We start from the raw sequence: 24080 nt of genomic DNA on the forward strand, positions 1-24080 counted from the left end.
AAAATAGAAGCCATGGAAAATCAAAAACTATTTGTAGCAAATTATAAAACACAGCAAGAAGCTGAAGATGCTATCAAAAAACTAAAAAAGAATGGTTACGATATTACAAAACTGTCCGTAATAGGAACAGAATGTTATATAGAACAAAACGTATTAGGCTACTTTAATATTTATGACAAAATGGAAAAATGGAGTACCCTTGGACTATTTGCTATTGGATTTTGCGGACTTTTATTTGGAATGCTTTTCATTTTTAACTTTACTGCAAGCCTTCCTTATTTTAAAATTCCCATCATATATGCATGTGTAGCGGTACTTTTAGGAGCTACTCTGCCACTAATTGGCATGGGATTTTCAAAAGACAAAGGTATTAAATACAAAACAGAAGTGAAAGCAAAAAAAATTATGCTCTTTACCCAGGAAACTAATGCAAAAATCGAAAACATAAGAACCTTATTGCAAATCCATATCCCTAAAGAAAATTCACTAGCAGAAAGAAAAAGCCAAATGCTTTTAGAAAACCAAACTTTCGAATTATAATCAACCTAATTAAATAATTAACTATAAATAAAACAACATGAAAACAAATGAAGAATTACAAAGAGATGTTCAGAATGCCATTAAATGGGAACCGCAGCTTCATGCAGCAGAAATTGGCGTAACTGCAAAAGATGGCGTGATAACACTGATGGGAAGTGTAGATGCATACTTTAAAAAAATTGAAGCAGAAAATGCTGCGAAAAATGTTGATGGTGTAAAAGCAGTTGCTGAGGAAATTGAGATAAAATATTCTAATAGTGCTAAATCTGATCAGGATATAGCCAATGATGCATTAAAAGCTTTAATTGATAACTGGAATGTTCCAGAAGAAAAAATTCAGTTGAAAGTGGAAAAAGGATGGGTCACACTCGAAGGTCAGGTTACCTGGAACTATCAAAGAGAAGCTGCTGAGAAATCTATAGGACATATTTTAGGTGTTAAAGGCCTCACGAATCGTATTAAGATTAAAGCTGAAGTACAAAACCAGATTGATAAAAATAATATCAAAAGGGCTTTAGCCAGTAATTGGACATTACATGCTGAGAATATCTTCCTGAAGGTAGAGGGAACAAAAGTTACTTTAACCGGAGCTGTAAATTCCCTTTTTCAGAAAGATTTAGCAGAAAAAATAGTCTGGAAAACTCCAGGCATCTGGTCTGTAGATAACGAGCTTGTTGTGCAGCACAAATATGCTATATCAGAATAGTTAAAAAGGGAATCTGCCTCCCTTTTCCTGATAGAAAAAGTAAAAAAATAGTGGTGTTTTAACAAATTATTTAAATTTTAATTATTATGGAAGCAAGTTGGTTAATATTATCCTTTACAGGTGTTATTGTATTAGTAGTGATGATTTTTGCTTTCAGGCAAAATAACAAAGACAGAAAAATATACGAGCAAGATCTAAAAAGACCATCAAATCTTTATGATGATCAGTCTGAAGCAAACGACATCCAATAAACTGAACCTTTCGATCATATTTTTAATGTAATTCTAAATAGTGTGAGCAATGAAAACAATACTGTTATACCTGCTGTTCTTAATTACTATAGCCGTACTATTATTGAATCGTTATACGGATCTTTATATTAATAATTCAATAATGCATTTTATATTATTAATATTGGCATCAATTACATTTGTTTTTATTATAGGCCGCATCTTTGGGAAACTTCAAACTACAAAATCAAGAGTACTTACAATATTAATTATTGGAGTTTTTTGTTTTGTACAATCTTTTTTAACCTGGGGCGGTGACTGGAAAACACAAACAATTCTTTATCAAAACAAAGTCAACGGTAACAAAACTATAGAATTCCAGATGCGGGGTGATCGTTTTTCTTTTGGATACAAAAAAAGAGTCATAAACAGGTTAAAATTATTTCCCGGACTCGACTGGACTACTGACGTTGATACTGCTAAAATTGATCATAAACAATGGGAAAAGATAAATAGATATGTAAATGAAATGAAGTTTGCTTCAAAGTAACAGCGGACTCATTTTTTATAATTAATAAACGCGGCAATCAGCTGCATTAAATGCTTAGAAAATATGAAAAAGATACTTGTTACAACTGACTTATCTTACAACTCCAAACCAGCAGTACGCTTTGCTATACAGCTTGCCTGCCAGACAGGATATGAACTTTCATTTCTTCATGTAAATAGTTCATTTATCATTGACCCTTTTTCAGCTGTTACCTTTGTAGGCCTTCCTGAACCTGACACTAAAATACAGGAACAAAGCTTAAAAAGATTTATACATACCTTGTACAGACAAACCAATAAGCAACCAGGAAAGATTAATTATATAGTCGAAAATAAGCTGGACGTAAATGAAGCTATTTTAGACTGTGCAAAAAGAATCAAGGCCGATTATATTTGCATGAGTACAAGAGGCGGTGGTTTGGCCAATAAGCTATTAGGCAGTCATACCAACAAAATTTTACATGATTCTCCTATTCCTGTTCTAGTTGTACCAAGACATTACAGAATTAAGCACTTAAATACTGTTCTATATCCCTCTGATATTGAAGACATAAACATTGAATTGCCGTTAATTAGAAAGTTTGCTGCAGAATTTGATGCTCCGATTGCTGTATATCATTATGATTATTTTACTGAAGAGCAAGAAATCAGTAAAAAACTACATAAAATAGAGCATAAATATAAATCAGATACCATAAATTTCCATTTTAAAAAATTAAATCCCGAAGTTTCTTTATTACGTCATTTGCAAATTGATATTATGACAGCCAAGCCTTCTATTATAACCATGTTTGCCAAAGAAGACAGGGGCTGGTTTGAACAATTGTTTCAGCCTATTAAAACAGTAGAAAAGGGTTTTGATACAAGAACTCCTATGCTTGTTTTTAGAAAATAAAAATTGGCTGGTAAATGGATTACAGTTACCGGCCAATTATTTTTATTATAAAGCTCTTTCTTCAAAATCCCATAAAAGTTTTTTTGTTTTTACTTTAAACTAATAGGCTATTTTAAAATTTATTTAAGCAGTTAAAGTCAATTAAGGCACTTTAAATTCTTGAAAATCACACAAAGTAGCTTCAAGTTTCAATTTTTCCTGAAGATAATCAAATTTAAGTGAATCTAATTTGTGTACAACTGATAAGTCAAAACTTTCAGTACGGGTTTCATAATCTTTAATATAATTCACTCTCTTTTTTAATTGATCAAGATGATATTGGGCATCATGAAGTCTCTTTTCTTTTTTATTCTTTGATTGTAACTTCATTTCTTGTTCCTGCTGCTTAATAATCAATTCAGCCGACGTAATTATACTCTCTGATTCTTTATTAAACGAAAACCATTTTCTGAGCGTTTGCTGCTCGATATTTGTTGCTGTCATTACTGAATCTGAATCACTATTATCCTCAATTAATGAAGGTCTGTCCTGACAGGAATATAACAATACTGCTATAATACCCAAAATATTAAATTTTGTTTTCATATTATTTGATTATAATCTTGTGTGTTTTTGTGATACGTTTAAAACTGAAATACAGGCTTTCAACAATCAGATGCAAAAGGAATTATTATTTCATCTTAAAATTTGAATGGAACTAAAGTAAAGAATTCAGAAAAAGTACTCTATGATTGCCATCATCTCCGAAAATGATATTAAACAGCTTTTTATAATACTAAAATAAGCGTCACAATGTAATCACAACTTAAAATAATAAATTAAATAGTGATTGTAATCATATTTTCGCCTAATAGGAATTCATAATTTTATTCAATTCAAAACAGTTAATTCAAAAAGAAGCCTAATGAAAAGAATAACATTGATTATTATAGTATTGTCATTTTTGTTGGTTCAATGTTCAAGTTCAAATATCGTCAGTTCATGGCAGTCATCAGGATCAGAAACATTAAATCTGAAATCTGGCCGGATAATAGTTCTTGGATTAATCAGAGAATCAGATAAATCACTTCAAAAGAAAATGGAGAATCACCTGGCTGATGATCTTTGTAATCTTGGCTATGATGCCATTTCATCTCTTGAACTGTATGGTTTAAATACATTTGAAGGCAAAGATGAAAATCAGATTATGGAGCAATTAAAACAAAATGGTGCAGCGGCTGTTTTAACTGTTGTACTGCTTGACAAACAAAAAGAAAAATATCATGCGCCAAAAAGTATGTTTGATTTAGGATATACAAATGATTTCGATATCTACTACGCTGCTATATATAGCAAAATTTATCAAGAAGGATATTATGTAAATGATACCTATTATTTTTGGGAGAGCAGCCTTTTTACGATGCCTGATCAAAAAATAATATATTCAGTACAAACCCAATCGTTTAATCCTTTAAATGCCGCAAGTCTGGCGCATGAATATGGGAAATTAATAATAAATGATATGCTTGAACATAATATAATTAAAGGCAATCATAAAGAAAAAAAACAAAAGCTTTAGCAGCTATCAGTGGTATATATCTCAACTTTTAATAGTTTAAAAAAAATCAAAGATTAATGGTGGAATTTTGGTTTTAGACCGTAATGTTTAATACTATGTTCCATAATAAAAAGCCTGGCTTCTTCAATATCGTCTGTTATCATACATAATTTTGAATCGGAATCGTTTATAGTCCCCTGCTGTTTCATCAAATTAATATGTTCAATGAGTGCTTTATGATACTCTTTATTGAACATGATGATCGGGAAGTTTTTAATCTTTCCGGTCTGCACAAGTGTAAGTGCTTCAAAATATTCATCGAGGGTGCCAAAACCTCCCGGCATTACGACAAAGGCAAAAGAATATTTTACTAAAAGTATCTTTCGAATAAAAAAATGTTTTGCAACTACCCATCTGTCCAGATAAGAATTTGGCATCTGATCAACTGGAAGTTTAATATTACATCCTACAGATTTTCCTCCAACTTCTTTTGCTCCCCGATTTGCAGCTTCCATAAGGCCTGGCCCTCCCCCTGTCATTATTGTAAAGCCAAGTTTGGCGTATTCTCCTGCCGCTTTTCTGGTAAAATCATAATAAGGATGATCTTCTTTAAAACGTGCTGATCCAAAAAAAGTAATACAAGGTCCAATGGTATACAATTTTCTAAAACATCGAATGAGCTCCCATAAAGTAGTTAATATAAATTTCAGCTCCGTAAACCTTGATTGCGGCCCCTCTAAAAATTGAATTTCTAATTTATCGTTCTGAGGTTTATGATCTTTCATAACTTTATAGTATTCAGCTAATCAACATAAATAAGGTTGTTCTATATTTACTTTTAAATGATTCACGACTCTGATTACACCTGGGGTTTTATAGGCAATCTTTTCAGCTTCTTCTTTTTGAAAAATAGAACCCACTGTTCCAGATAGCTGGACCGTTGCGCCAGCAACCTGAATTTCAATCTCGTCCGTGTCAAAAGCCCAATGTCTATTGAGTGCCTTTTCGAGCAATTCTTTTTCTACCTGATCACGCAGTTCTCTTTTAAGTTTAATATTATTGGTTACACCTATTACCCCTATTTGATTTTCCACAAGTTCCCTGGCGATATCTCTCTGAAAATTCCATGGAAGTAGTCCTTCAAGTGTGACCCAGCCTTTTTCTACAATTATGCTAATAGTGCCTTTTGGAACAATATGATTCTCTTTAAAAATGCTCACAAGCTGTTCAGCGATTTGCTGATCAGAAACTGCAGATGATTTTTCCAGTATCACCTCAATTTCATCTACAATAGCCGCAATCCCTTTAATTTTCTTAGCAGCATGCAAAGCTTCTGTTTTTTTTACCAGCGAATCGACATGTCCTGTAAGGGTAACTATTGCATCTTTTACAATCACACCAATTTCTGCTGCATGTAACAGGGGTTCAAACTTAATTGCTTCCTGTACTTCTTTTTGCAAAATTTCATTACTTTTCATATCTTCTATTTTAGTTTCTAGTTGTCTACGACAAGTTCATTATCTACATACCAAACTCCAGGAGTATTCCATACAATTCTTTCTGCTTCTTCTTTTTGAAAAAGAGAATCAACGATACCGCTGAGGTAGATTGTTTTACCCTCAACTCTAACCTTAATATTATTAACATCAAGAATCCAACTCCGACTTAGGGCTTTCTCAACAATTTCTTTTCCCAATTCATTTTTTATTTCTGCTTCTATCTTTATTTGATCAATTACTCCCCTTACTCCTGGCAGGTAACGGATAGCATTATCTGCCGCTTTTCTTTGAAAATTCCAATGCAGGATTCCCTCGAGCGTTACCCATCCATTCTCTACGGTAACTTGTATTCGATGATCAGGAACGGCCCAGTTTTCACGCAACGCCTTAATAACAGATAAGGCTATATCAGTATCACTTTTAATAGCCGAAAAAAACAAATCAACTTTCATATCATCTACGATAGCTTTTACTCCGGCAATATTTTTTACGGCCTGTTCAGCCTCTCTTTTTTGAGTATAATTATCTACCGTTCCTCCCAGAGTAACAATACCATCCTGAACACTAACATCAATTTCGTTAGAGCTCAAAAGAGGTTCCCATTTGATAGCCTCTACTACTTCTTCACGTAAAACATCATTACTTTTTTTCATGGTGAAAAATTTTTAAATTTTACTTTGACTAATTATCTCAAGGCATTCTTAGCCATTGATTATGAAACAAAGTTGGAATAATAAAACAGCTACACAAATGATCTTTATCAATTCAAAAAGTGATATACAACATATATTCGCAATTAATAAGGGACTATGGAGATAAGGAGGCAAAGGTTATCCAAAATACAGTAGGTAATATTTTCAGTGGTGAGGTGGTTGGTGAAACAGCAAAAAGCCTTTCGGAACGCTTCGGGAAAGTGTTGCAAAAACGCCAGAGTATATCGATCAATAGAAATGACACCGCAACTTCAATATCGACGCAATTAGATAGCTTAATTCCGGCTTCCAAAATCTCAACATTAATCCAAGGTATGTTTGTTGGGAATTAGAGCGTATTAAAAATGATCCTGATTTACAGCATTTGGTGCAAAAAGAAGGAACTTGAAATTGATATTATTTTAAAATGCCTGTTTAAAATAAACTCGGATAATACTATAAAGTCAATAGAAAAAGCCGAAATTTGTATGATATCTAAATCAAATGCTTGTCGTAAATGGTTAACCTTTTAAATTTCATTCGCTCACTAACAACTTTTTCAGACAGCAACTGGGAATCTCTTCAGTCTGTCTTGGAAAGACGAGAGTTCAACAAAAAAGACTTTCTCCTTAAGCAAGGAGAAATATTCAGTTCATTGTTTTACATTACTAATGGCTACTGCAAAAGTTACTATGAAATTGACGGTAAAATTAAAAATACTGGCTTTTTCTTAGAAAATGAAATAGCGACAAACCTTAAGAGTTTTGGCTCTGGAAACAAGTCGGAATTTAATATTGTAGCCTGTGAACCATTAACAGTAATTATTTTTGATAAAGAAAAGTTATTTGAGATAGCCAAACAGTCCATTGAAATTGTAGCATTGGGACGATGTTGCATACGTTTGTTCGCAACTAAACAAGAAGAATTATCAACAGTCTTCCAGCTCTATTCTGCAGAAGAGAGACATCTAAAGTATCCTTTAAATTAACTTTTCCCTGCGTAATTGTTCCTGTTTTATCAGTGCAAAGTATATTCATGCTGCCAATATTTTCTATAGAGGAAAGACGTTTGACAATAACCTTCAGTTTGGCCATTCTTTTTGCGCCCGTTGATAAATTGACACTAATAATGGCAGGAAGCAGCTGTGGCGTCAAACCTACTGCAAGTGCCAGAGAAAATAAAAATGATTCAAGAATGGGTTTATGCAGAAATACATTGACACCAAAAATGATAATGACTAGAATGAGTGTAACTTCCATTATTAGATACCCAAATTTTCGTATGCCTAGCTCAAAATCTGTTTCAGGTGCTTTTAATTGAAGTGAGGCTGATATTTTCCTGAATTCTGTCTGCTTAGCAGTTTTTATAACCAGTACAGATGCTTTACCGCTAATAACGTTTGTCCCCATAAACAGGCTGTTGCTCCTTTTGGAAAGGATTGTATTGGCAGGAAGAGGCTCCCCACTATTTTTTTCAACTGGAAAAGTTTCTCCTGTAAAAGCAGCTTCGTCAACATAGAGTTCTTTCGATTCTATAATAAGACAGTCGCCCGGAATGACATCACCGGCTGATAAGATCAGTAGATCACCTGATACAACTTGCTCAAAGTCTATATCTTTTGAGACACCTGCTCTGATCACACGGCATTTTAAACGCACCATCTTTAATAATTCTTGTACAGCATTGGCAGCTCCCCTTTCCTGCCAAAATCCCAGTAAACTGCTCAATAATACAATGCAGAGGATAATTAAGGAATCCGAAATATCTCCTAAAGCAGCAGAAAGTAAAGCAGCAGCAATCAGCAGAATTGTTATCGGACTTTTAAACTGCGAAAAAAAAAAGGAAAATTATCGTAGAATTAGCATTATTTACTAAACTATTAGGTCCATACATTTTTAATCTTCTGGCAGCCTCTGCTTCGTTAAGCCCATTTGGATCAGTCGACAGAATATGGTAAGCATCAGACGCGCTTAAATTCCAAAAATTTTCAATATCCGATACATTTCTCATCTGCTGGTTAATATTTAATTCTTCTATAGCAAAACCCGGCGGCATTAACAGCCGATTTACAAAAGAAGTGACCGTTTAAATCCGCTTTAAACTTATAATTTAATTTTGTAGAAGTCCAGCAGTGGATGCACTCAGGTTAGATCTGAAATAACAATTTTGCAATTATTTGCAATTTAATACCACTTGTTTTGGATCTTATGGCTCAGCTATTTCCAAGACTATTCGACCACTGATATCACCTTTTTTCATATTATCAAAAACAGTATTGATATCTTCTAATTTTGCAGCGTGAACAGTAGCCTTTACTTTACCGTCTATTGCAAATGCGATGGCTTCCTGCATATCTTTTCGAGTCCCCACAATAGAGCCTTTAATGGTAGTTCCGTTAATAACCGTATCAAAAATAGAAAGGTCAAAGTTTCCTGCAGGCAGTCCGTTAAGTGACAATGTACCTTTACGTCTAAGCGCTGCAAGTCCCTGATTAAATGCTATCGGTGATGGAGCGGTTACCAGTACGCCATGCATGCCCCCAGTTTCTCTTTTAAGAAACGCAGCAGGGTCTTGTTCTCTGGCATTAACAATCAATTCTGCTCCGAGACTTTTTGCCAGCTCAAGTTTATCATGAGCTATATCAATTGCGGCTACATGCAGTCCCATGGCTTTTGCGTATTGGACTGCCAGGTGTCCCAGACCGCCGATACCTGATATTGCGACCCATTCTCCCGGTTTTGCATTTGTTTCTTTTAGTCCTTTATACACCGTTACCCCAGCACAAATAATAGGAGCCATTTCCGTGAAATTAATATTAGGAGGAAAATGAGCTACGTATCGGGCATCTGCCACAACATATTCCGCAAAACCGCCGTCAACGCTGTATCCCCCATTCTGCTGGCTTTCACATAATGTTTCCCAGCCTGTATAACAGTAATCACAACATCCACAGGCGCTATATAACCAGGGCACTCCAACGATATCCCCTTCTTTCATATTTTTCACCCCAGATCCTAACGCTGCTATATAACCTATTGCCTCATGACCGGGTATCAAAGGCATTTTTGGTTTTGAAGGCCAGTCGCCCTGACAGGCATGGAGATCTGTATGACAAACGCCGCAGGCAATAACCTTAACCAATATTTGATTTTCTCCAGGTTCTTTGACCGGCATTTCTTCAATATACAATGGCTGTCCAAATCCATGGATCACAGCAGCTTTCATTTTTTTTGGTATCATAAAAAAGTATCTTAATGTTCAATAATTAAAATTGCTCATAATTTCTATTACGTGTTTATTAACGTTCCATTTATTATGGATTAAATCCGATAAAGAAATTTGTTTATTATATTTTATGTAAAGGTCACTCCCTAGTAGACAGAATGTAATGACTATGGTCACCCTTTAATGTGACTGTCATCATAATTTTGAAATTAAATAAAAACGAGCAGATATCAGTAGAATACTCCTGTTTTCAAATATAAAGCTCATCATTTTTTAGATTGCATTTAATAAGTAGGTGGCGATAATTCCTTTTTTGATACAAAAAGTTTAGACCGTTTCTTTTTTCTTTGAGTAAATAAAAATTATCAGTATTATACAATTGTGCAAAATCATTTTAAAACTTTTTTTTTTTCATCAATCCCCAACAGGACATCCAAACAAAATTCCTAAAGCCAATGAAAAACTGACACTACACGTAGTATGACAATCTCTTCGAATCGTCCATAAATTTTATAGAAATTTGTCCAGTCGAGGTCACAAACAAGCCAAATGGCGCCAATTGAAGACAATTGGTGCCATTTTTTTATAACCTTCCTTATTTTTATTAGTCTAAAGAGCCGGGCTCCTCGACAACCCTAGCCCCGATAGCAGTGAAATCCTTTTGTGCTGGGGTTCGGTACAAAAGATTGGAACGAATAACGGGAAGAGCTGCTAAAAATAGCTTTAAGGAAAGATGGAACTTATAAATGCATGGTTTTATATTTTACACGCATTCTTATTTATAGTATATTTGTAATACAAAAAAAAGAATAATACTACTGTCTGTTAATTCTTTAGTATTTTAATTTTTGTGAATGATTTAATATTGAAAAAGTAAAATTTGAATTTGGGTGCAGAATCGGTGCACAGAGGTTCAAGACATAAATAAAAGTGGCATATACAGCAGTTTCAGGCGTAAAGTTCGAATCCTGCTCTCCCCACGTAAAAAGTCCTAATGAAAATTAGGACTTTTTTTATGGATAGAATTTTAAGATAAATTCCAAATTTCTAAAATTCCAATCTAATGGAGGATCAAACGGATCAAACGCAAAAGTTGGGGATTAACCAAAAAGATTAGATAATCTGAATAAGAAGAAATCTACTTTACGCACTCCTCTAAATTGAGATGCCAGCGGGTCAATTGCAAAAAACCTACCAATCCTCGGGTCATGCATTCTAAAGGTGTAATCCAAAGAATTCCCTTCGCCTTTAATCTCATCATCCTTTTCCTGACCTTGGAATCCGTATCGATATTCGTTTGCATTACCTCGTCTAGTGGGCACTTGCATTCCAAAAGGGCATTACCTTATCATTGATAAGTCATCGTAAGAACATAAAACAAACATGTACAAAAAAACCGTTCAGATAGATTCTAAACGGTCATTTTTATGTAATAATAAGTTTTTTGAATTAATAAATCAACTTATAATGTGCTGTTTTGCATTTTGTTAATTTTCTCTACTTTTTCAGGAGAATCGAATGCTTTTTCAAAAAGTTTACTTTTTTCTTTAGCAAATTTCTCCACCGCTTCTAGTTCTTGGATAGTCATTTTAGGACGACCAGCCCAAAAACTAGTAGATTTTTCTATCTGCTTTTCTACTAAATCTCTTAATTCTTTTGTTCCCATAACGTTACAAATATACTATTTTTTTACTTATCCAATAATTATTGGTCGTTTTTCAGTTTAAACAAAACAAATTGATAGTCAGCTGTTTTATCTTTATTGTACTTTTCAATCTGTTTTACTACAATATCCTTTTGGAGTGATGTAAGGTCTTTTTCCCGTATCGTTCTTTCATGTTCTTTTCCTTTCCTTGTTATTGTTTGCTTTTTTTCAATAATTGTTATTTCTTCTTCTATCTTGCCTCCTGATATATCCAAATATTGTTCCAAACTACTAATATTTGAAGATATTTTCTGTTTGTAAAGCCTGTGTTTATGTAGTGTATTTCCAAAAAACAATATGGTGCAATCTCGATTAGAATTGAAAAAATGAAGAATACACATAAAAACAGTCGCTAAAACCTCATCATAATCGTTATTGTTGATTTCAGCTAAATCATTAACTCTTACTGAACCGTCATTATTTTCCAAATTTCCAAAACCTACATTATACCAATTGTGGCTTTTATCAACGGGTGAAATGGAAACTATTTTCGTTATTTCCTGTATTCCTGTACTAATGAACCTAAACTGATAAACTTCATTAGTAATACCTTCAAAATTATAATTATACGCCTTTTCTAAAAAATCCAAATCTTATCTTTTACAAATGTAAATATCATTCTCACTTAATTAGGATAATTATAGCGTTTTTAATTTCATCTCTGTTATTTTACTTCTAATTCCCAAAGCGTTCCATCGGGTGATTGTATTCGAGTTTCAATTTTTAAGTCATTAATGCTTTTAAAATCATACCGCTGAACACTGGTCACATATCGATAACCTCCCAGATACTGTGCATGCCTGAGTCCTAATTCTGTAATCCAAATCGACATTCTAGACTGCTTGAACTACTTGAAGTCCTTCACATAATGAAATTCACGTTTAAGTCGTTTCATCATTCTGGAGAGTACAGCTTCTAGTCCAATTGCTTCACCACAGTGCAATAACTGCCTTGACAATTTCTAAACTAAAAAATTTAATAAACCTTAAATTTTTCTGCTAAAAATGTATCAACTCTATAAACAATCAAAAGCCACTCCGTAATAGAAGTGGCTTTTTTTGTTTGCTTTAGATTGTGGACAGAAGTCAGAATATATTCCAACAGCATAGACAACAATTGCATATAGTCATAACAATTTTTACGAAAGCGGATAAAGTAATTTTTTCGAAATTTCATCATTCTCATCAAATGAAAAAAGATATTTATTTGAGTCTTTATCAAATGTAGAATGATAATTTGGCATTTCCACTTTATAGTAATTACAAATCCAACTTGCTATGCCAAAAAATAAACCTTCTATTTGGAAATTACAAAAGTTTAAATCAATCTCATTTATTTTAATTAAAACCTTCTTTTGTTTTGGAAAAATCTCAGAGACCCACTGTATTCCATTTTCAAGTTTTGTTTTATTGTTATGAATATATTTATTTTCATTAGATATATTCAGTTGCAAATACAAAAAATCATTTATTTTGATTAAATCATTCATTTCAAACTCCTCAGACATTTCGAGAATCTCACCTTTAAAGCCAATCAATATTCCCCATGAAGATTTAAATAACCTAAAATATGATTCATAGTCACCCATAATTATTAAAATTTTATTTGATTAAAATTACCTGATGGTCTAATTACATGGTCAAAAGTATGATTATTTGGATATGCATGAGTTTCTAACCATGCATTTGCCGCATCGTCACCAATACCTCTCATATCGAAAACTTTTAACTTTCCATAATTAGAAACTTTAAATCTTAAAACTTGTAAATCAGTATAACCAAATCCTTCTAACATAGACTTATATCTTAATGCATCTGCTTTGGTTCCAAAAGAATAAACACCTTCACCCACAAATGATTTAGTATAACCAACTGGAAAAGGAACTCCTCCATTCAAAAGTCTAGCAACATCTTCAACGCCCTGAACAGTATAAAAACTACTAGCGCTACTACCCATTGCAAAACCCTTTGGTATAAAACCAGCTAAAACAAAGAATGGAGAATCTAGTTCTTGAGGAGTTACTCTACCACTTGCTGAACCCGCCATGGCTTTATTAGCCGAATTTATTTGGCTTGCACCTATTTGCGTTAGTAATTCACGATAGTTTGTGGCCGTAGTTCTTGAAGATAAGAAATCACTTGTTTCTTGTGAAATCACATCGCTTGGTTTACCAGGATTACCAATTAAATCTTGTGCTGATTTCCAGTTACTTCCAAACTTCCAACCTTCAGATTGTGCATAATCAATAGCAAAAGAACAAAAAACTAAAGCACCGGAAGGATTCGGTCTTGTTGCAACAGATTATTTTACCGGGATCGCCTGGCTAAAAATGAGACTTCTCCCAGACGAAGACACAAATTGTGCTATTGGTGAAGTGATATTTGAACCAAATTGCAGAAACAACTGGCATACACATCCCAGTAATCAGATACTCATTGTTACAGAAGGTATCGGTTATTATCAAGAAGAAGGTTTTTCCATTCAACAAATAAAAGTGGGTGATGTTATTAATGTGTTACCTGGTATCAAACACTGGCATGGCGCTACACCAAATGGAAGGTTTATACATTATGCTGTAAGTATCAATACTGAAAAAGGTATGGTTGATTGGCTTGATCCTGTTACTGACGAACAATATAATTCTATTAAGATCCAGTAGCGTTATACAAACCGATGTCATCGATTGCTGGAAATGAGAAATTAACTCCCTGCAATTCATGCAATCTTTTAATTAACAAAATAAAATTGCTTTAAAATTTGGAGCAAACGTATTTTTATTTCTAATTTTGTATTGATCATTACAAAAATAAATAAAAAAATGAGAGGAAGGCCTACCATATACCAAGACGCTAATATTGTAAAGAAAGCACAGGAAGTTTTTTGGCAGAAAGGATATAGTGCTACCTCATTGAGTGATCTGCAAAAAGCAACTGGTGCCGGTGCCGGAAGTTTTTATAATACTTTCAAAGGGGGCAAAAAAGAGGTCTTTCAAAAAGCTATTGAAGAACGACTATTAGCTTTTGACGCCTTTAAAAAGGAATTAAGCAAAAGCGAATTTCCATTAGAATTAATTAAAGATTTTTTTAGAAGTATCGCTTCCGCAGAAGAAAATGAGCATCTTAAAGGCTGTATTATTGCCAATACGGTTGTAGAAATGACTTTTATTGATGATAATCTGGAAGCAGATGCGGTTCAGATTTTAAAAGAGGTCGAACAAATGTTTACTCAGGCAATTAAAGACGAAAAATTAAAAGGAAATTTAAAAACCCAGACTGATCCGGAAATACTTGGCAGATATCTCATAACATTTTGGTGCGGACTTAATACGCTCAGAAGAATGTATCCAGACAAAAATGTCTTAAAAAATCAAATCGAAATGCAATTAGCTGTTATCAGCTAATTTTTTTGACTATTTATGTATCAATCATTACAAAATTAAAATAATAAAAATGAATTTAAAATTAGAAGGGAAAAGAGCTTTTATTAGCGGTTCGACACAAGGTATTGGTTTTGCAATTGCCAAACAATTATTAAATGAAAAAGCCGAAATTATCATTAATGGAAGGCATGAAGAAAAAACAAATCTGGCAGTACAAAAATTAAAAAATGAATTTCCAGATGCCTTAGTTTCGGGAATTGTCTGTGATTTTGAGAAAAAAGAAGAAGTAACTGCTTTATTAACTAAATTAAACAATATTGATATTTTGATTAATAACGTCGGCATTTTCGAATTAAAAGATTTTGAAAATCTGGAAGATGGAGATTGGTATAGAATTTTTGACATTAATGTAATGAGCAGTATCAGGCTTTCTAAAAAACTTTTACCTCAAATGCTGGAGAAAAAATCAGGAAGAATTGTTTTTATCAGCAGCGAATCGGGTGCGAATATTCCAGAAAATATGATTCATTACGGAATGACAAAAGCTGCAATGACAGCAGTAAGTAATGGTTTATCTAAACTAACTAGAGGTACGGAAGTTACAGTGAATACGATTTTAGGCGGACCAACTTATTCTGACGGTGTTGCTTCAACAATTGAACATATCGCTTCTGTACAGAATATAGAGATTGAACAAATGAAAAATGCCATCATACAACAGACCAATCCGCATTCTTTATTACAGCGTTTTATTGATCCATCTGAAATTGCCTCGCTGGCAGTTTATCTTTCAAGTCCGCTTTCTATAGCAACAAATGGGGCATCGTTACGAGCAGATGGAGGTGTTTTAAAAACTATCTGATTATTCTAAAATTGAATCAATCAAAAATTATTCTTTTTGGTCAACGAAAATTGGAGATACCTCCAATTTTGCACAAAAAGCTAAGTCGGTTTTAATAAAAAGAGGTTAACGATATGTATATTTGACTCTACATTTTCCTTCAATCCCCAATAGGACATCCAAACCATATTCATAAAGCCAATAAAAGACAGACCCTACATATAACAAGCCAATCTCTTCTAATCCTCCATAAAATTTGTTGAAATTTGTCCCGCCAAGGTATCTCAACGGAACATAAAAACCGCATACTATTTACAAATAATTATTACTTAAACAGTATAAAAAAAAAATATTCCATTTATAAATGAACTTAGAATTATAAAAGTTCAATATTATTAACTACGTGCAGAAATTAAATTTCCATTTTTTAAGTGCACTAAATACATTTGAGGTATTACAAGTGGAAGAAATATAATTAGAGTAGTAAATCAATAGAATTTATTATTAAATACATTATTACCATGTACTTATATGATTCTTTACAATATCAAGGTTCTATATAGGGATTTGATCAAAAACGGGATTCTTATTATATGATCAAATAAATCACAGATACCCTGAAGTTTTAAAAATCTAATACTGGAGAAAAACCGGTATTCGATTTTCTTTTTCCAATGTTAAATTACAATCGTTATAACTATTTTTGGGTTAGTTGTTATTCTCAAGGGACGTGTGTTCCTACAAATGCATTTTGTAAACATCTAGGGATATTTATTTTCATGAAAAAGTTTGCTCCAGCTATTTTTCTTGCAATGAAAACTGTGACTATATCCTCTAATAAGTAACATTCGCCACTGGCAACTATTTTTAATCAATTAACTGACAACCTTTTATCTTGTACTGAAAATTCCAATTGAGTAATTTGATTTAAAAACAAATTAAAATTTTAATGGTTAATTTTGATTAGTTAATTTTGCTCCCTAAAAATATGCTTTATCCATCCCGTTTATATTTTTGGTCACCCATAAATAAGTTAATAAATGATTAAAAAGATTTTAAAAATTACTTCAATTTTTACAGGATCACTACTGCTGCTTTTATTGATAATCCTAACCGTTGTTCCGTATTTTTTTAAAGATGAAATAACAGCTAAAATAGAAAGTATTGCAAACGAAAAATTGGATGCAAAGATCTCTTTTGATGAAGTTGGACTTTCGGTTTTTAAACACTTTCCTGCATTAATTGTTTATGCTAAAAATATTAGTATCGATAACAAAAAAGTTCAATTTGCATCATCAAATGTGGTAAAGGCTAAAACAGCAGCAGTTGGAGTTAATTTTTATAGTTTACTAAAAGGTAAAATTATTTTAGATGCTATTTATTTAGACTCAGCAAATTTAAACTTTGAAATAGATTCGAGCGGGAATGCAAATTTTAATATTGTAAAACCCTCAGGAGCTTCAAAAGATACTACTACGACCGAATTTAAAATTAAACGTATCATTGTCAACAAAACAAACATATCCTATAACGATAAAAGCACTCCTTTAGATTTTAAAATTCAAGATCTTAATTATAAAGGAGAAGGAGATTTAAGCGCTGATATTTTTGATCTTAACTCTCATATCAAAATAAAATTGTTTGATTTTAGTGCAGACGGGGTTCATTATGTACACAATAAACCCATAAATGCGGAAATTATTACGCATATAGATGCTAAAGAACTTAAATTTAAGTTCGAGCGCAATAACATTCGGATCAAAAATTTTCCTTTCTCATTCAACGGTTATTTTGCTTTTATTAAAGGAGGATATGATTTTGATTTACACATGCAATCTAAAAACTCTACAATAGAGGAAATGCTATCGATTGTACCGCCTTCTTATGACAATTGGAAAGAACAGATGGCTATTACAGGGAATATTGATTTCAAAATTATAGCACGTGGGAAGTACATGCAGGACCAATCAGAGAAACCAATGGTTTTAGCAGATCTGCAAATTAATAGCGGTACCATTGCTTATAAAAAAATTAAAGAGCCTGTAAAAGAAATTAATATCAATGCCAGGGCTTTGGTCAAAGACTTAGATATTAACAAATTAAAATTTGATCTGGAAAACCTGTCGTTTAATCTGGATGGAAAAAAAACAGTCCTGAATTTCCATTCAGAAGGCTTTAAAAAGTTAAAAATTAAAACTGCAGTTTCTGCCCATTTAGATTTAGCAAAATTTAAAGAAACACTAAACCTAAACCGACTTGATATTCGCGGAGACATTGCTCTTAATTTAAAAGCCGATGGTATCTTTTTACGCGATCTGGGATTTAGCCCGCGTTTAAATAAAATGGATACTATAATTAAAAGTATTCCTAAGTTTGAGTTTAATGCAAGCTTAAAAAATGGATATCTGAAAGATCTAAAGAGAAAAGATGCTATAAAAAATGTTAATCTAAATTTAAGTTTAACGGCTAAAGACAGTATTTTACGTAACATTTCAGGTAAAGTAACCAATCTGAATATAGAAGCTCTGGATAATTTTATTCGCGGAAATTTCTCTCTTCATAAATTATATCCTTTTACTGTTGATACTGAATTAGAATCTAAAATTAATTTAGCCGAGGTACATCAATTTTATCCTTTAGACAGTTTAGAAGTTAAGGGAGATTTAAATTTAAAAGTAAGTATGCACGGGGTTTTAAACCGTAAAGAAAAAAGATACCCATCCTCTAAAACGATCGTAAACATTAAAAACGGCTATTTAAAATCACTTAAATTCCCAAATATTCCGATACAAAATATAAACTTAAACGCAATTGTTACGAGCGAAAAAGGTACAGGACAAGATCTAAATGTCAAATTGCAGCCCGTCGAATTTGTTCTTGCAGGATCACCTTTTAAAATTGAAGGGGAACTGACTAACCTTTATGATTTAGTATACAATATCAAAACTCAGGGAACTTTGGACATTGGTAAATTAACTCAGATATTCCCCATTAAAGACGTCAATGTTTCAGGAATCATCCAGACTAATCTTATCGCTAAAGGCTCTAAAAAAGATTTAGATGCCAAAAATTACGACAACATTAAAAATGGCGGAAAGCTCGAAGCTAAAAACATAGTAATTAAAAGTGCCTTATTTCCGGAAACGTTTCAAATTTCTAAGGGTACATTTAAATTTTTTAAAGATAAGATGCGTTTTGAGGATTTTAATGCTACATACGGTAAATCTGATGTTGTATTAAATGGTTATATCCATAATTTTATCCGATATATGTTTAATCGCAAATACCTGCGTGACGCTAATGAAAAGCTTAAAGCAGAGATTGACCTTTCCAGCAATCACATTAATGCCAACGAGTTTTTTGATATGATTGCCAAATATACTGACGCTAAAGCTGAAGAGGAAACAGCACAAAAAACAGATTCTACTGCTATAAACACTGGCATTAAAAATGTAAATACTAAAAATAAAAACTACGTCATTAGAATTCCCAGAACAGCGGATTTAAAAATTACGGCAAAAGTGAATCTCCTTCAATTTGATTCTTATAAAATCAATAATTTTACAGGAACACTGGATATCAACGACCGCAAAGTTCAGGTAAGCCAGGCGACTTTTGATATGGCGGGTACCCAGATAGAGATGACCGGAGATTATAAAGCGCAACATCGCTTGCTAGCGAAATACAATGCCCATTTTAAAGCCAGTAACTTTGATATTCAACGTGCCTATGCAGAGATACCTATTTTTGCAGATATGGTGAGTATGGCTAAAGATGCCTACGGTTTGGTTTCTGTTGATTACCAACTTGCCGGAAGTATTGACCAAAATATGGATATTGATTTTAAATCGATAGCCGGAGAAGGAACGTTAACACTGGAAGATATTAAATTTAAAAACTTTAAACTTTTAAATCATGTAGCTAAAAAAGCGGATGCCGCGGATTTAGAAAAAGCCTCATTTAATAAAATTGCCATTCACTCTACCATTAAAAATAATGTGATGACTATTACGCCAACAACGATGAAAATGGCAACTTTTAGAGGTAAGCTTGAAGGGCAAGTTACTATGGATGGCAAATTAAATATCGGGTTTCGATTAGGACTGCCACCAATGGGACTTATTAATGTTCCTATGAAAATTACAGGTACCGCAGACGATTTTAAAATTACTACAGGTAAATTTAAAGAAGACACTACTTTTTCAGAAGAGAGTGAACTCAATAACCTGAAGGCGCCGGAGCGACAAATCAGAGAAAGAGATACCCTAAAGTTACCTCCTGTAAATTCAAAAGTTTTAGATACACTAAAATCAAGATAAAAGTTTTTGAGCTTGTGTTAATTACTAAATATCTATAATTTTGTCCCGGACGCTTCAAAAAAAAATATTCTACTAAAATAAGAGTGTGACTTGTAAAATTTTTACATGAATGATATAAGTCCAGACTCGACAAAACTAAGTTAACAATGTTAAATTTATTTTCTTACGGAACTTTACAAAAAGAGCAAGTGCAAATGGAAACTTTTGGCAGACTGCTAACTGGAAAAAAAGAGACTTTATTAGGGTATGCCCTAAAAATGGTTGAAATAACAGATCATGAAGTTTTACGAAAAAGCGGGCAAAAATTTCATCCAATAATTGACTTTACAGGCAATTTAAATGATAAAGTTGAGGGTATGCTTTTCAAAATATCAGAAACTGAAATACTAAACGCTGATAAATATGAAGTTGATGATTATAAAAGAATTGAAGTCGAATTTCAATCAGGTGAGAAAGGATTCATTTACGTAAAAAAGTAAAAATCAGTTCTACTAAAACAACTTTGGCGACGTTCTTTTGGCGTTTTTTCCCCTGAATAAATTACTCCGTAAATTATTGAACAGTTTTTCCTTTTTTGTTTCTTTTGCTGCATAAAAAACAAAACAGGAAATAAATACGAGATCCTGTTTTGTTATCATTTTATTCCTTTAAAACCCTTATTGCAGTAATCCTTTTGACTGAGTCAGTGTATCAGTAACCACGGGAACCATAAATAGCTGTTGAAGAAGCATCTTTAAGTATATCTATTCGCTGAATCGATGAGTTAATCAATATTTTCAACAGCTGCTTCAATTTGAATCCGGGACATATCAAAAATGTTACTATCAATAGTAGTCCAAGCCACCGATAATTCTGTACAAGCCAATACCAGTGCATTATTTGAACTGTATTTTTTGATGATATCAGCATACTCCTGCATTAGCTCTTTACTTTCTGTTTCCCAATAAATATGTTTACGAACGTCCTCTATTACGACCCGTTCTGCTACTGCAGGAAGTGATACTGCAATGTTTTGATTGTTAAATGCCCATTTTAAGTAATCCGATTCCATCGTATGCAAGGAACCAAATAAAATAATCTCACTAAAACCCTTATCCTTAAGTTTGGCAATAGTGAGATGCACCGGATGAATAATTTTTGGCATTATACTAAGCTTATCAATGGTTTCATGCAGGGTAATATTTGGAACTAAAACAGCATCTACTTGCAAATGACTTAATTCTGTCAAATAATTACTCAAGAGCACTTTAAGCTTATTTGAAGGTTTGGGGAGCAAGTTATTTAGAACATCAAAATTGGTATTCAATAATGTAAAGGGACAAGTACTGTATCCTGCTCTTTTTTTATGATAAAGGCGGTTAAGTTCCTTAATATAAAAAAGGGTAGAGCGACTTCCTAATCCCAATATACCAAGTGATTGTATTTTCATTATAAATGCTCTAAAACATAATTGGCAAAATACTTTTTACGATCCGTAATTCTGTCTTTGATAACAAACGCTGTCTTTTTTAGAATTTTATCTAAAATTTTATCATTGTATTTTCTTGAAATTTCAGTTAAAATTTTCTCGCCTTTAGCGAAATGAAATATCTTATTGATCTTTTTTATAAATACATCCTGTTCTTTCGTACTTACTAAAAAACTAGTTGCGATGCCCTGCTTTTCATCATATTCCGGTTGGTGTTTAAAATTTTCAATTTCAAAATCAGCATCCAGTTCTCTATTGATTCGTTCCAGTAAATTCAGGTTAAACGCAGCTGTAACCCCTTTACTATCATTATAGGCAGGCAAAACAATAGCTGCCGGTTTTATTAGGTCTACACCTAAAAAAAACTTATCACCAAAATTTAAATTTTCACTCAAATTAGCAATAAAGACTTCCGCCACATCATCAGGCATATTCCCGATATTGGATCCTAAAAACAAGATCACTTTTGGATGTTGATTTTCTTTTAATGATTCTAAAACCTCGAAATAATCTCCTTGTTTGGTTTTTACCGCAATATGGGGCATTTTCTGATTGAGATCTTTTTCTAATTTTTCTAAAGCATTCTGCGAAATATCTACCGGAATGTAATCAAACTTGTAATTTTCGCGAGAGAGTTCCTGTAGCAGTTCCTTAGTTTTCATGCCGTCACCAGCCCCAAGTTCTATCAGTTCAAAATAAGTATCCTGATCTAATGCTAATGCTTTAATTATCGAAGCGCTTTTATCTTTAAATATTTCATGCTCTGAACGCGTAACATAATATTCTGGCAAATGCATAATTTCGACAAAAAGAGCATCTCCTTTTTTATCATAAAAAAACTTTGAAGGTAATGTCTTCAAAGACTCATTTAATCCGTCATTAACTTCCTTTTTAAATTGCTCTAATGTACTTTTTTGGGATTCCTTTTTATTTAAAACGACTGTCTCTTTCATAATTAAGGCTATTGGTTATTTATTTTTAAGTTATCTTAAAAATACGATAGGAAACGATGCATGATGTTATATTATTTTCGAAAAATGTTCTGTTTAAAGAATGTTACTATACAATAAAGATACAAAAAGCTAAAAGGTAAAACCATAATAATTAACAGATTACTAATTCCATTTAACAGTTCGCTTGTACCAAGAGCAGTAAGTCCTAATGCTGTAGCCGTAATGATAATACCCCAACCGAGTTTATGTTTTTTAGAGGGATTTTCATTGCCATTATCACTAAACATCCCTAATACAAAAATGGCTGAATCGACTGAATTAATAATAGAAATAGCGACTAAGAGACCTGCAACCAAAAAGGTAATTTCATGAAATGGAAAATGCTCTAAAAAAACAAACAAAGAACTAAACACGTTATCAAACTGTGTACTATTGCCCTTTTCTATTATCTCAAAAGCAGCATTGGCAAATATGGAAAACCAGATGATAGTGGCTAAAGTAGGTACTAAAATTGTAGCAATCAAAAATTCCTTTATGGTTCTACCTTTCGAAATGCGGGCAATAAAAATACCCGTAAAAGGAACCCACGCCAACCAGAATGCCCAATAGAAAACTGTCCAATCCTGGGTAAAAGTCCCTTTGGTTGTATAAGCTCCTGTAGCGAGACTCATTTCAAAAAAATGAATCACATACTGATAAAAAGCCGTAAAAGTCTGAGTTATATAAAGATTAAAATTTAGAAACAAGGCCACAAAAAGCATTAAAATAATGGAAAAAACAAAATCAAAATCAGCCAAAATTTTAATCATTTTTGTAATTCCCGTCAATGCGGAATAAGTAGCGATGCATCCCATTACAAACACGCTGATCAATAAAAAAGAAGTTCCAAACTCTGCCTCAAAAGTATAATTCAGTCCGCCTATTAATTGTGCCGTTCCCAATCCTAATGAAGCGATTACTCCCGTAATAGTGATTAATACGATAAAGAGAATAGCGCTAAACTTCAGTATATTATTTTTTATATCGGGAACTATGGCATGCAATAAATTAGGTGCTTTTTTTATATAAAGATTATAAGCAACTAATAAACCAAACAGGCTGTACATCGCCCAAGGCGTAAAACCCCAATGAAAAAAGGTGTATTGAAGTGCTGTTTCTTTTGCATTCGTAGTGGCAACCGGACTATTATTAAAATAATAAACAGGTTCCTGTACCGCACGAAGCAATAAACCGGAACCCATTCCGGTACTGTACAATAAGGCAATCCAACTGAAATAGGAATAAGCCGGTTTCTCTGATCCCAGTCTTTTGTTTCGAATAGGCAAAAACAGCAACACTAAAGAAGCAAGCACTATAAGAAGTCCCAATCCTAAATAATAAGTGCTAAAAACTGATAATAACTGCTTATTGATATGACTTAAAACAGACAGCAAGGTATCCGGTGCCAAAATTCCGGTTATAAAGAATACAGCACCAAAAAACATCCCGTATAAAAGTAGATTATTAGCCCGAAAATGACTGGATAGTTTTGAAATCAAAATA

The 24080-nt window shown here is 32.9% G+C and carries 28 protein-coding genes and 1 pseudogene; 13 read left to right on the forward strand and 16 right to left on the reverse strand.

Annotated elements, in window-relative coordinates; translation table 11 throughout:
- Positions 1–12: 12 nt before the first annotated feature.
- From ACQKCJ_RS13625 to ACQKCJ_RS13645, 5 genes are all read left to right on the forward strand, one after another.
- Complete coding sequence (locus ACQKCJ_RS13625; RefSeq protein ID WP_427402198.1) at positions 13–540, forward strand: hypothetical protein; 528 nt, start codon at positions 13–15, stop codon at positions 538–540.
- Between the two features lie 37 nt (positions 541–577).
- On the forward strand, positions 578–1246 hold the full coding sequence (locus tag ACQKCJ_RS13630) for a BON domain-containing protein (RefSeq protein ID WP_427402199.1): 669 nt from the start codon (positions 578–580) through the stop codon (positions 1244–1246).
- A gap of 86 nt (positions 1247–1332) precedes the next feature.
- Positions 1333–1497, forward strand: coding sequence for a hypothetical protein (locus ACQKCJ_RS13635; protein WP_427402200.1), 165 nt, complete (start codon positions 1333–1335; stop codon positions 1495–1497).
- Positions 1498–1546: 49 nt separating this feature from the next.
- Positions 1547–2026: a hypothetical protein gene (locus tag ACQKCJ_RS13640; protein ID WP_427402201.1), complete on the forward strand. Its 480-nt coding sequence runs from the start codon at positions 1547–1549 to the stop codon at positions 2024–2026.
- Positions 2027–2089: 63 nt separating this feature from the next.
- On the forward strand, positions 2090–2920 hold the full coding sequence (locus tag ACQKCJ_RS13645; protein ID WP_427402202.1) for a universal stress protein: 831 nt from the start codon (positions 2090–2092) through the stop codon (positions 2918–2920).
- 141 nt (positions 2921–3061) lie between these two features.
- Here ACQKCJ_RS13645 and ACQKCJ_RS13650 read toward each other — a convergent pair whose 3' ends face one another.
- A complete protein-coding gene (locus ACQKCJ_RS13650) occupies positions 3062–3505 on the reverse strand; it encodes a hypothetical protein (protein WP_249965713.1) in 444 nt (147 codons plus the stop codon).
- A gap of 319 nt (positions 3506–3824) precedes the next feature.
- On the opposite strand from ACQKCJ_RS13650, the gene ACQKCJ_RS13655 reads away from it, so the two are divergent.
- The gene (locus tag ACQKCJ_RS13655) at positions 3825–4478 is read left to right on the forward strand and encodes a hypothetical protein (protein WP_427402203.1); all 654 of its coding nucleotides are present in this window, start codon (positions 3825–3827) and stop codon (positions 4476–4478) included.
- A 53-nt stretch (positions 4479–4531) separates the two neighbouring features.
- Here ACQKCJ_RS13655 and ACQKCJ_RS13660 read toward each other — a convergent pair whose 3' ends face one another.
- From ACQKCJ_RS13660 to ACQKCJ_RS13670, 3 genes are read right to left on the reverse strand one after another with little or no spacing between them, the layout of a single operon-like run.
- Positions 4532–5242, reverse strand: a complete 711-nt coding sequence (locus ACQKCJ_RS13660; RefSeq protein WP_427402204.1) for a TIGR00730 family Rossman fold protein — start codon at positions 5240–5242, stop codon at positions 4532–4534.
- Positions 5243–5263: 21 nt separating this feature from the next.
- Entirely contained in the window at positions 5264–5935 is a 672-nt protein-coding gene (locus ACQKCJ_RS13665) for a BON domain-containing protein (protein WP_249965716.1), read from the reverse strand.
- Between the two features lie 17 nt (positions 5936–5952).
- Positions 5953–6609, reverse strand: a complete 657-nt coding sequence (locus tag ACQKCJ_RS13670; RefSeq protein ID WP_427402205.1) for a BON domain-containing protein — start codon at positions 6607–6609, stop codon at positions 5953–5955.
- Positions 6610–6743: 134 nt separating this feature from the next.
- On the opposite strand from ACQKCJ_RS13670, the pseudogene ACQKCJ_RS13675 reads away from it, so the two are divergent.
- Together ACQKCJ_RS13675 and ACQKCJ_RS13680 are read left to right on the forward strand one after the other, a co-directional pair.
- A pseudogene (locus ACQKCJ_RS13675) lies at positions 6744–6995 on the forward strand (TraM recognition domain-containing protein); the annotation flags it as partial.
- Positions 6996–7165: 170 nt separating this feature from the next.
- Positions 7166–7636 carry a Crp/Fnr family transcriptional regulator gene (locus ACQKCJ_RS13680; RefSeq protein ID WP_427402206.1) on the forward strand — a complete coding sequence of 157 codons (471 nt, stop codon included), beginning with the start codon at positions 7166–7168 and terminating at the stop codon, positions 7634–7636.
- Here ACQKCJ_RS13680 and ACQKCJ_RS13685 read toward each other — a convergent pair.
- From ACQKCJ_RS13685 to ACQKCJ_RS13725, 9 genes are all read right to left on the reverse strand, one after another.
- Positions 7560–8375 (reverse strand): HAD-IC family P-type ATPase, encoded by an 816-nt coding sequence (locus ACQKCJ_RS13685; protein ID WP_427402207.1) that lies wholly within the window; start codon positions 8373–8375, stop codon positions 7560–7562. The two genes, ACQKCJ_RS13680 and ACQKCJ_RS13685, sit on opposite strands and share 77 nt — an antisense overlap.
- A gap of 94 nt (positions 8376–8469) precedes the next feature.
- Positions 8470–8658: a cation-transporting P-type ATPase gene (locus ACQKCJ_RS13690; protein WP_427402208.1), complete on the reverse strand. Its 189-nt coding sequence runs from the start codon at positions 8656–8658 to the stop codon at positions 8470–8472.
- 195 nt (positions 8659–8853) lie between these two features.
- Positions 8854–9888 carry an alcohol dehydrogenase AdhP gene (adhP, locus tag ACQKCJ_RS13695; protein ID WP_427402209.1) on the reverse strand — a complete coding sequence of 345 codons (1035 nt, stop codon included), beginning with the start codon at positions 9886–9888 and terminating at the stop codon, positions 8854–8856.
- Positions 9889–10973: 1085 nt separating this feature from the next.
- Positions 10974–11201, reverse strand: a complete 228-nt coding sequence (locus ACQKCJ_RS13700; RefSeq protein WP_427402210.1) for a hypothetical protein — start codon at positions 11199–11201, stop codon at positions 10974–10976.
- 134 nt (positions 11202–11335) lie between these two features.
- Positions 11336–11539 carry a hypothetical protein gene (locus ACQKCJ_RS13705; RefSeq protein ID WP_271336667.1) on the reverse strand — a complete coding sequence of 68 codons (204 nt, stop codon included), beginning with the start codon at positions 11537–11539 and terminating at the stop codon, positions 11336–11338.
- A 38-nt stretch (positions 11540–11577) separates the two neighbouring features.
- Positions 11578–12168: a DUF6934 family protein gene (locus ACQKCJ_RS13710; RefSeq protein WP_271336666.1), complete on the reverse strand. Its 591-nt coding sequence runs from the start codon at positions 12166–12168 to the stop codon at positions 11578–11580.
- Positions 12169–12242: 74 nt separating this feature from the next.
- Positions 12243–12410: a hypothetical protein gene (locus ACQKCJ_RS13715; protein WP_271336665.1), complete on the reverse strand. Its 168-nt coding sequence runs from the start codon at positions 12408–12410 to the stop codon at positions 12243–12245.
- 306 nt (positions 12411–12716) lie between these two features.
- Entirely contained in the window at positions 12717–13166 is a 450-nt protein-coding gene (locus ACQKCJ_RS13720; RefSeq protein WP_271336664.1) for a hypothetical protein, read from the reverse strand.
- Positions 13167–13171: 5 nt separating this feature from the next.
- Positions 13172–13735 carry a hypothetical protein gene (locus ACQKCJ_RS13725; RefSeq protein ID WP_427402211.1) on the reverse strand — a complete coding sequence of 188 codons (564 nt, stop codon included), beginning with the start codon at positions 13733–13735 and terminating at the stop codon, positions 13172–13174.
- A 172-nt stretch (positions 13736–13907) separates the two neighbouring features.
- On the opposite strand from ACQKCJ_RS13725, the gene ACQKCJ_RS13730 reads away from it, so the two are divergent.
- The 5 genes from ACQKCJ_RS13730 (at position 13908) to ACQKCJ_RS13750 (ending at position 20596) form a co-directional block, all read left to right on the forward strand.
- Positions 13908–14237: a cupin domain-containing protein gene (locus ACQKCJ_RS13730; protein ID WP_271336662.1), complete on the forward strand. Its 330-nt coding sequence runs from the start codon at positions 13908–13910 to the stop codon at positions 14235–14237.
- Positions 14238–14396: 159 nt separating this feature from the next.
- Positions 14397–14978 (forward strand): TetR/AcrR family transcriptional regulator, encoded by a 582-nt coding sequence (locus tag ACQKCJ_RS13735; RefSeq protein ID WP_271336661.1) that lies wholly within the window; start codon positions 14397–14399, stop codon positions 14976–14978.
- Between the two features lie 49 nt (positions 14979–15027).
- Complete coding sequence (locus tag ACQKCJ_RS13740) at positions 15028–15819, forward strand: SDR family NAD(P)-dependent oxidoreductase (RefSeq protein ID WP_271336660.1); 792 nt, start codon at positions 15028–15030, stop codon at positions 15817–15819.
- Between the two features lie 1019 nt (positions 15820–16838).
- Positions 16839–20117, forward strand: coding sequence for an AsmA family protein (locus ACQKCJ_RS13745; RefSeq protein ID WP_427402212.1), 3279 nt, complete (start codon positions 16839–16841; stop codon positions 20115–20117).
- A 146-nt stretch (positions 20118–20263) separates the two neighbouring features.
- Positions 20264–20596: a gamma-glutamylcyclotransferase family protein gene (locus tag ACQKCJ_RS13750; RefSeq protein ID WP_271336658.1), complete on the forward strand. Its 333-nt coding sequence runs from the start codon at positions 20264–20266 to the stop codon at positions 20594–20596.
- Between the two features lie 284 nt (positions 20597–20880).
- Here the strand turns inward: ACQKCJ_RS13750 and ACQKCJ_RS13755 are convergent, their stop codons facing one another.
- The 3 genes from ACQKCJ_RS13755 to ACQKCJ_RS13765 all read right to left on the reverse strand — a co-directional run bounded on the left by ACQKCJ_RS13755 (position 20881) and on the right by ACQKCJ_RS13765 (position 24076).
- Positions 20881–21546, reverse strand: coding sequence for an aspartate/glutamate racemase family protein (locus ACQKCJ_RS13755; protein ID WP_271336657.1), 666 nt, complete (start codon positions 21544–21546; stop codon positions 20881–20883).
- On the reverse strand, positions 21546–22538 hold the full coding sequence (locus ACQKCJ_RS13760; protein WP_271336656.1) for an L-histidine N(alpha)-methyltransferase: 993 nt from the start codon (positions 22536–22538) through the stop codon (positions 21546–21548). Before ACQKCJ_RS13760 ends, ACQKCJ_RS13755 begins: the two co-directional genes overlap by 1 nt.
- 71 nt (positions 22539–22609) lie before the next feature.
- Positions 22610–24076, reverse strand: a complete 1467-nt coding sequence (locus tag ACQKCJ_RS13765; protein WP_271336655.1) for a BCCT family transporter — start codon at positions 24074–24076, stop codon at positions 22610–22612.
- Positions 24077–24080 lie beyond the last annotated feature (4 nt).

It is taken from the genome of Flavobacterium sp. NPDC079362 (genome assembly GCF_050267765.1).
Classification (GTDB): Bacteria; Bacteroidota; Bacteroidia; order Flavobacteriales; family Flavobacteriaceae; genus Flavobacterium; species Flavobacterium azizsancarii.

Coding starts and splice junctions, on each gene's coding strand:
- ACQKCJ_RS13660 (WP_427402204.1), bottom strand. CDS start 5,242: ATGAAAGATCATAAACCTCAGAACGATAAATTAGAAATTCAATTTTTA.
- ACQKCJ_RS13760 (WP_271336656.1), bottom strand. CDS start 22,538: ATGAAAGAGACAGTCGTTTTAAATAAAAAGGAATCCCAAAAAAGTACA.
- ACQKCJ_RS13755 (WP_271336657.1), bottom strand. CDS start 21,546: ATGAAAATACAATCACTTGGTATATTGGGATTAGGAAGTCGCTCTACC.
- ACQKCJ_RS13700 (WP_427402210.1), bottom strand. CDS start 11,201: ATGCAAGTGCCCACTAGACGAGGTAATGCAAACGAATATCGATACGGA.
- ACQKCJ_RS13650 (WP_249965713.1), bottom strand. CDS start 3,505: ATGAAAACAAAATTTAATATTTTGGGTATTATAGCAGTATTGTTATAT.
- ACQKCJ_RS13665 (WP_249965716.1), bottom strand. CDS start 5,935: ATGAAAAGTAATGAAATTTTGCAAAAAGAAGTACAGGAAGCAATTAAG.
- ACQKCJ_RS13670 (WP_427402205.1), bottom strand. CDS start 6,609: ATGAAAAAAAGTAATGATGTTTTACGTGAAGAAGTAGTAGAGGCTATC.
- ACQKCJ_RS13690 (WP_427402208.1), bottom strand. CDS start 8,658: ATGAGAAATGTATCGGATATTGAAAATTTTTGGAATTTAAGCGCGTCT.
- ACQKCJ_RS13640 (WP_427402201.1), top strand. CDS start 1,547: ATGAAAACAATACTGTTATACCTGCTGTTCTTAATTACTATAGCCGTA.
- ACQKCJ_RS13705 (WP_271336667.1), bottom strand. CDS start 11,539: ATGGGAACAAAAGAATTAAGAGATTTAGTAGAAAAGCAGATAGAAAAA.
- ACQKCJ_RS13715 (WP_271336665.1), bottom strand. CDS start 12,410: ATGTCGATTTGGATTACAGAATTAGGACTCAGGCATGCACAGTATCTG.
- ACQKCJ_RS13645 (WP_427402202.1), top strand. CDS start 2,090: ATGAAAAAGATACTTGTTACAACTGACTTATCTTACAACTCCAAACCA.
- ACQKCJ_RS13730 (WP_271336662.1), top strand. CDS start 13,908: ATGAGACTTCTCCCAGACGAAGACACAAATTGTGCTATTGGTGAAGTG.
- ACQKCJ_RS13635 (WP_427402200.1), top strand. CDS start 1,333: ATGGAAGCAAGTTGGTTAATATTATCCTTTACAGGTGTTATTGTATTA.
- adhP (WP_427402209.1), bottom strand. CDS start 9,888: ATGATACCAAAAAAAATGAAAGCTGCTGTGATCCATGGATTTGGACAG.
- ACQKCJ_RS13735 (WP_271336661.1), top strand. CDS start 14,397: ATGAGAGGAAGGCCTACCATATACCAAGACGCTAATATTGTAAAGAAA.
- ACQKCJ_RS13680 (WP_427402206.1), top strand. CDS start 7,166: ATGGTTAACCTTTTAAATTTCATTCGCTCACTAACAACTTTTTCAGAC.
- ACQKCJ_RS13720 (WP_271336664.1), bottom strand. CDS start 13,166: ATGGGTGACTATGAATCATATTTTAGGTTATTTAAATCTTCATGGGGA.
- ACQKCJ_RS13750 (WP_271336658.1), top strand. CDS start 20,264: ATGTTAAATTTATTTTCTTACGGAACTTTACAAAAAGAGCAAGTGCAA.
- ACQKCJ_RS13630 (WP_427402199.1), top strand. CDS start 578: ATGAAAACAAATGAAGAATTACAAAGAGATGTTCAGAATGCCATTAAA.
- ACQKCJ_RS13740 (WP_271336660.1), top strand. CDS start 15,028: ATGAATTTAAAATTAGAAGGGAAAAGAGCTTTTATTAGCGGTTCGACA.
- ACQKCJ_RS13745 (WP_427402212.1), top strand. CDS start 16,839: ATGATTAAAAAGATTTTAAAAATTACTTCAATTTTTACAGGATCACTA.
- ACQKCJ_RS13625 (WP_427402198.1), top strand. CDS start 13: ATGGAAAATCAAAAACTATTTGTAGCAAATTATAAAACACAGCAAGAA.
- ACQKCJ_RS13655 (WP_427402203.1), top strand. CDS start 3,825: ATGAAAAGAATAACATTGATTATTATAGTATTGTCATTTTTGTTGGTT.